The organism is Curtobacterium sp. A7_M15, from assembly GCF_030705415.1.
In the GTDB taxonomy this organism is placed as follows: Bacteria; Actinomycetota; Actinomycetes; order Actinomycetales; family Microbacteriaceae; genus Curtobacterium.
Window position 1 is genome coordinate 1 of the sequence record NZ_JAUZED010000158.1, and the last position, 6,151, is coordinate 6,151.

Annotated in this window: 6 protein-coding genes; 4 read left to right on the forward strand and 2 right to left on the reverse strand. The window is 73.4% G+C overall.

Annotated elements, in window-relative coordinates; all coding sequences use genetic code 11:
- Positions 1-45: 45 nt before the first annotated feature.
- Entirely contained in the window at positions 46-912 is an 867-nt protein-coding gene (locus Q7F20_RS17440) for an SDR family oxidoreductase (protein ID WP_305741330.1), read from the reverse strand.
- 123 nt (positions 913-1,035) lie between these two features.
- On the opposite strand from Q7F20_RS17440, the gene Q7F20_RS17445 reads away from it, so the two are divergent.
- Positions 1,036-2,526, forward strand: coding sequence for a cryptochrome/photolyase family protein (locus tag Q7F20_RS17445; protein WP_305741331.1), 1,491 nt, complete (start codon positions 1,036-1,038; stop codon positions 2,524-2,526).
- A gap of 146 nt (positions 2,527-2,672) precedes the next feature.
- Here Q7F20_RS17445 and Q7F20_RS17450 read toward each other — a convergent pair whose 3' ends face one another.
- The gene (locus tag Q7F20_RS17450) at positions 2,673-3,602 is read right to left on the reverse strand and encodes an NADP-dependent oxidoreductase (RefSeq protein ID WP_305741332.1); all 930 of its coding nucleotides are present in this window, start codon (positions 3,600-3,602) and stop codon (positions 2,673-2,675) included.
- Positions 3,603-3,693: 91 nt separating this feature from the next.
- Between Q7F20_RS17450 and Q7F20_RS17455 the strand changes: the two genes are divergently transcribed.
- The 3 genes from Q7F20_RS17455 (at position 3,694) to Q7F20_RS17465 (ending at position 6,100) form a co-directional block, all read left to right on the forward strand.
- Positions 3,694-4,188, forward strand: coding sequence for a MarR family winged helix-turn-helix transcriptional regulator (locus Q7F20_RS17455; RefSeq protein WP_305741333.1), 495 nt, complete (start codon positions 3,694-3,696; stop codon positions 4,186-4,188).
- Positions 4,189-4,308: 120 nt separating this feature from the next.
- Positions 4,309-5,628: a GNAT family N-acetyltransferase gene (locus Q7F20_RS17460; protein ID WP_305741334.1), complete on the forward strand. Its 1,320-nt coding sequence runs from the start codon at positions 4,309-4,311 to the stop codon at positions 5,626-5,628.
- Positions 5,629-5,644: 16 nt separating this feature from the next.
- The gene (locus Q7F20_RS17465; protein ID WP_305741335.1) at positions 5,645-6,100 is read left to right on the forward strand and encodes a DUF2087 domain-containing protein; all 456 of its coding nucleotides are present in this window, start codon (positions 5,645-5,647) and stop codon (positions 6,098-6,100) included.
- Positions 6,101-6,151 lie beyond the last annotated feature (51 nt).

The following is a 6,151-nucleotide window of genomic DNA, read 5'->3' on the forward strand; positions in this document are numbered from 1 at the left end:
CGCGGTGCGGGCCGGCACCGCGCCTCCCGTCCGCCAGTGGCCACGTCAGAGACTGAAGCCGCCGTCCGACGTGAGCACCTGCCCGACGACCCAGCTCCCGGCGGACGTCGCCAGCCACCCGATCAGTTCGGCGGGGTCCTCCGGCCTGCCGAGGCGACCGAAGGGCGTGCTCGCGACCCACGCGTCGAGGTCGTCGAGCGACCGGTCCGTCGTCTCCGGGTCCATGTACCCGGTGTTCACCGGCCCGGGGTTGATCGTGTTGAGGACGATCCCGAGCTCGAGGAGCTCCTGGGCGACCGTCGCCGTGACCCCCGCCAGCGCGGCCTTGCTCGCCGCGTAGGCGACCTCGCCGCGGATGGCCCCGTGGATCTGACCCGAGGTCATCCAGAACACGTGCCCCTGCGGGCCCGGGTACGGACCGTTCCCCTCGATCCGGTCACCGGGGCGCCGCGGCACGTCCGGCTGCGGGGCTCGGAGCTTCGCGAACTCCGCGGTGAGGAGCATCGTCGCGCGGGTGTTGACCTCCCAGAAGGCGCTGAGCCGCTCGGGGGTCATGTCGAGGATGCTGCCGTCGTCGCCGCTCTTGGCGTGGTTGCACACGAGGACGTCGAGGGTCCCGGTCAGTGCGGCGGCCTCGGCGACGATGCCGGGGACGGTGGACGCGTCCGCCAGGTCGCCGGGGAGGTCCGCGAACAGCGCGCCGTCGGTCAGACGGCCGCGGATGCCGTCACGGACCGCGTCGAGGTCGTCGCCGCCCCACGGCAGGTCGAGGTCGTGCGGACGGTGGTGGTGGACGACGACGCTGGCGCCGAGCGACGCGAGCTTCGAGGCGACGGCGAACCCGATGCCACGGCGTCGTGAGACGCCGGTGACGAGGGCGGTCTTGCCGTGCAGGGGCAGTGCTGAGGACATGGTGAACCTTTCGACGGCGCCGAGGGGCGCACTGGTGGGTGTCGGAAGCGGTTCAGCGGCACTGCATGTCGCTCACCCTACACAGACAGCTCGGCCCGGCGCAGCCCGCGTACGGTCGGGCGCATGCCGCACCGACCCGCCGAGCCCGCTCGCCGCCGCCTGGTCCTGCCGGGACAGTACGGCCCGCTGTTCGACGACGGCGGTCCCGCGCTCGTCGTCGAGGCTCGCGAGTTCCTCGCCGCCCGCCCGGTCCACCGCGCCAAGGCGCACCTCTGGCTGAGCGCGCTCCGGCACCGCGCCCGCGAACTCGGCGACCGCGCGGAGCACGTCCGGGTGGACACCCTGCGCGAGGCCCTCGTCGGACGTGACGACCTCGAGGTGGTCGACCCGCCGTCCCGCACCCTGCGCGCCCAGGTCCGGCACTGGGGCCACGGCACCACGGTCCTGCCGAGCCGGGGCTTCGTCACCGACGAGCGGGAGTTCGCCGAGTGGGCGGCGCAGGGGTCCGGCCGGTTCCGCATGGAGGACCACTACGAGCGCGTCCGCCGTCGCACCGGGTGGCTGATGGACGGCGACCGTCCGGTCGGCGGCCGCTTCAGTCTCGACGACCAGAACCGTGAGCCGCCGCCGCGCGGGGCGACGACGCTCGGGCTGCCGGAGCCGTGGTGGCCCACCGAGGACGACGTCGACGACGAGGTCCGGCACGACCTCGACCGGTGGGAGCGAGACGGCGTGGTGCGGTTCGTCGGAGCGGACGACCGGCGGCGGTTCGCGGTGACCGCCGACGAGGCCCGAGCTGCCCTCGAGGACTTCGTCGCCGTCCGGCTGGGCGACTTCGGCCCGTTCGAGGACGCCACCCTCACGAACGACTGGACGATGGCGCACTCGCTGCTCAGCGTCCCGATGAACCTCGGCGTCCTCGACCCGCTCGACGTGGTCGCCGCCGCGCTCGAGGCGCACCGCTCCGGTGGTGCTCCCCTGTCGAGCGTCGAGGGCTTCGTGCGGCAGATCGCCGGCTGGCGTGACTACGTCTGGCACCTCTACTGGTGGTTCGGCGACGAGTACGGGGCGTCCGAGAACGCCCTCGGCGCGCACGAACCGCTGCCCGGGTGGTGGCGGGAGCTCGACGCATCCCGGGTCGAGGCCGCCTGCCTCAGCACCGCGATCGAGGGGCTCCACGACCACGGGTGGCTGCACCACATCCAGCGACTGATGGTCCTCGGCAACTGGGCGCTGCAGCGCGGGTACGACCCCGTCCACCTGACCGAGTGGTTCACCGACGTGTTCGTCGACGGGACCGACTGGGTGATGCCGGCGAACATCATCGGGATGTCCCAGCACGCGGACGGCGGGTTGGTCGCGACGAAGCCGTACGCCTCCGGAGGTCGGTACATCGACCGGATGTCGGACCACTGCGGCGGCTGCCGGTACGACCCGACGAAGCGCACCGGCGATGACGCGTGCCCGTTCACCGCGGGCTACTGGGCGTTCCTCGCGCGGACCGAGCCCGCGCTGCGGCACAACCACCGGATGGCCCGGCCGCTGCAGCAGATGCGGAAGCTGGCCGACCTCGACGAGGTGGTGGCCCAGGAGGCGCGGCGCGGCTCCCCCTGACGGGTCCGGCCCGGTGGGGGTCGCGATCCACCCACCGGGTCACCGGTCCCTCGGTCGATCGCCCAGACGGTCGCCCGGACGGTCGCTCAGACGGTCGCCCGGACGGTCGCCCGGACGGTCGCTCAGACGGTCGCCCGGACGGTCGCTCAGACGAGGACGACGACCTTGCCCGCGATCCGTCCCTCGGCGCCCTCGGCGTGCAGCGCCTGCAGCTCGGTCAGCGGGATGCGCCGCGTGACCTCGACCGTGAGCTGCCCGGCGTCGACGAGCCGCACGAGCTCGGCCAGCCGCTCGCGGTTCCGGAGGACGAACACGGTCGCCGCACGGACCCCGCGGGACTCGTCGCCCGGGGTCGCCATGAACGCCGTCGTGCTCACGACGGCACCGCCGTCACGGACCGCCGCGACGTACGAGGCGAACTGCTCGGGCTCGATCGGGGCGAGGTTGAGCAGCACGTCCACCTGCCCGTCGACCGCCCGCAGCACGTCGGTCGCCGTGTGGTCGACCACCTGGTCCGCTCCGGCGGCCCGGACGGCCTCGGCACTGCGCGGACTCGCCGTGGCGATCACCTCGACACCGGCGCGCTTCGCCAGCTGGATCGCGTACTTCCCGACCACACCGCCCGCGCCGACGATGAGCACGCGCTGCCCGGCCTCGAGCCGCCCCTCGTCGAAGAGCGCCTGCCAGGCCGTGAGTGCCACCGACGGCAGGGCAGCCGCGTCCGCCAGCGGGATGCTCGTCGGCGCGGGGACGAGCGCGTCAGCCGGGGCGACGACGTACTCCGCCGCGCCCCCGTCGCGCTCCATCGGCAGGAACCCGACCACCGCGTCGCCCACCGCGAGGTCCGTGACGCCGTCGCCGAGGGACTCGACCGTGCCGGAGACGTCGTACCCGGGCACGTGGGGCAGGACGACCGGGATCGGCAGGAAACCGGCGCGCATGCCGTTGTCCGCCGCGTTGTACGCCGACGCCGCGACGCGGACGAGGACCTCGCCCGTGCCGGGGGTGGGCCGGTCGACGTCGCCGTAGGTGAGGACCTCGGGACCGCCGACCTCGTGGAACTGCACTGCCTTCATGATGGACTCCTCCGTGAATTGCTTCGAATTCGAAGCGCTTGGTGAGACCGTAGCACTGCTTCGAACTCGAAGCAACAGGTAGGATCGACCCATGTCCGAAACACCCTCGTCCCTGACCCCGACCCAGCTCCGCGCCTACCTCTCCTTCACCGAGGTCAGCGCGCTCCTGCGCCCCTCGGTCGAGCAGCAGCTCAAGGACGTCGGCGGACTGTCGTACGTGCAGTTCCAGCTGCTCGCGCGGCTCGGGGACTCCCCCGACGGGCACCTGCGGATGACGGACCTCGCCGACGGCGTCGTCTACAGCCGCAGCGGCCTGACCTACCAGGCGCAGTTGCTCGAGCAGCGCGGACTCGTCACACGCGGCCCGTCGCCCGACGACGAGCGCAGCACCGTGGTGTCGCTGACCGATGCCGGCCGCGAGGTCCTGGCGGCGGTGTTCCCCGGGCACATCGCCACCGTGCACGGCCTGCTGTTCGCGCCGATCACGGACGACGACGCCGCCGAGCTCGACCGGATCCTCGGCCGGATCGGCGCGCACCTCCGGGCGAACCCACCGCGATCGGCATCGAGGCGCACTGCGAGGTGAGCCGACGCGTGCCGACGTGACCCACACCCCCGTGGCGGCGCGTGGCGTCGTCGACCCGCGCCTCCCGGCCCGCCCATCGCGTCTGTCGGACCGTCACCGGACCCCGGTAGGGTCGGGGACGTGAGCAACGAGGCATTCGACGACCGCTACGAGCTGCGCACCTTCGCGCCCGCGACGGACGAGCAGGGGGCACCGAACGCAGACACCGAGGCCTGGATGCAGGCCGTCGGACTCGGGTTCCACGAACCCCACCCGGGTGACGAGGCCGCCGCGCGGATGGTCGCGCACTTCATCGAGGACGACGAGACGTGGCTCGGCGCGTACGTCCGTCACCCCGCGCCGGGGTCCGTCGACGAGACCTGGCCGGCGGGCACCTTCGCCTGGTTCGGCAAGGAGCTGAGCTGGGGCGACGGATCGTCCATCGACACCCAGGCGATCTCCGCCGTGACCGTCCGGCCGACCGAACGACGTCGCGGGATCCTCCGCGCGATGATGACGCACGCACTCGCACGCGGTGTCGCCGAGGGCTACGCCGTGGCGTCGCTGACCGCCTCCGAGGGCACCATCTACCGCCGCTTCGGCTTCGGCAGCGCGATCCGCGAACGGGCCGTCCGGGTCCGCCGCGACCGTGCGCTCCCGCTCCTCGCACCGACGACCGGTGTCGTCAGCGTCGTCACGCCCGAGTGGCTCGCCGGTGGCCCGGGCCGCGCCGTGTTCGACCGGTTCAACGCGCGGACGCCGGGCTCCATGGTTCGCAACGCCGGCACCTGGCCCATCGTGTTCGGGCTCCGCACCGGCGACGGCGAGAAGGCGAAGGACGTCCGCGCAGCCGTGCACCGCCCCGACGGCTCCGACGAGCTCGACGGCTACGTGACCTGGCGCGTCAAGGAGAGCCGCGACGGCGACACCACGCTCGAGGTCGTCGACCTGGTCTACGCCACCGATGCCGCGTACCTGTCGCTCTGGGAGTTCCTGCTCTCGATCGACCTGAACGACGTCGTCAAGTACAACCGGTCACGGCTCGACGACCCGATCGTCGCCGCGCTCGGGGACAACCGCGCGTACGACGTCGACCACGAGGAGGACCACGTCTGGCTGCGCGTCCTCGACGTCGAGCGTGTGCTCGCATCGCGGCCCTACGCCGTCGACGGCTCGCTGACACTCGCGGTGACCGACGCGCTCGGGTTCGCCTCCGGCACGTACCGGTTGGACGTCCAGGAGGCGCGGGGCACCGTCACGAAGACCGCCGACGACGCCGACGCGGCCGGCTCCGACCTCCAGCTCGACGTGGCGGACCTCGGTGCGTTGCTCATCGGGTCGGTCTCGCCGACGACGCTCGCGGCAGCAGGGCTCCTCGGCGCGGCGGACCCGGCGGCGCCGGCACTCCTCCGGGCGATGCTCACGCCCCCGCGGACGCCGCACGGCATCACGTACTTCTGATGGCGGGGCGCGACTGATGGCCGTGCACGACGCGGTCGGACGGGCACGGCAGGCGGTCGCCGTCCTGGCGAGCCCGACCCTGCGTGCCGCGGTCACCGGCGACGGCGAGCTCGACGAGCGGACCAGGCTCGCGGTCGCCGCGTTCGACTGGCTCGGCGACGCGGGACCGGACACCCCGTTGCTCGGGCGGACGGCTCGGGACCTCCAGGTGCTGCAGGGTCCGGCGGCGCTCCTGGAGTTCCCGCGCATCGCCCGGATGCCGGCCGGGGACGCCGAGCGTCACCCGCTGTCGGTCCGGATCGTCGAGATCGTGTTCGACCGGCTGGGGCCGGGCCGCTCCGTCCCCGAGGCCGTCCTCAACGCGGGCATCGCCATGTTCGCCGAGGACGTCGCGATCGTGCGGCGGGACGCCGTGGACCTCGGGGTGGTCGCGCGGACGGACGACGGCGCGTCGTACCGGTACGTCGGCTGACGCGCGGCCGCGGCGGGGCCGGCTGCGGCGCCGGCTCGGCCGGCGGCGCCC

Coding starts and splice junctions, on each gene's coding strand:
- Q7F20_RS17440 (WP_305741330.1), bottom strand. CDS start 912: ATGTCCTCAGCACTGCCCCTGCACGGCAAGACCGCCCTCGTCACCGGC.
- Q7F20_RS17445 (WP_305741331.1), top strand. CDS start 1,036: ATGCCGCACCGACCCGCCGAGCCCGCTCGCCGCCGCCTGGTCCTGCCG.
- Q7F20_RS17450 (WP_305741332.1), bottom strand. CDS start 3,602: ATGAAGGCAGTGCAGTTCCACGAGGTCGGCGGTCCCGAGGTCCTCACC.
- Q7F20_RS17455 (WP_305741333.1), top strand. CDS start 3,694: ATGTCCGAAACACCCTCGTCCCTGACCCCGACCCAGCTCCGCGCCTAC.
- Q7F20_RS17465 (WP_305741335.1), top strand. CDS start 5,645: ATGGCCGTGCACGACGCGGTCGGACGGGCACGGCAGGCGGTCGCCGTC.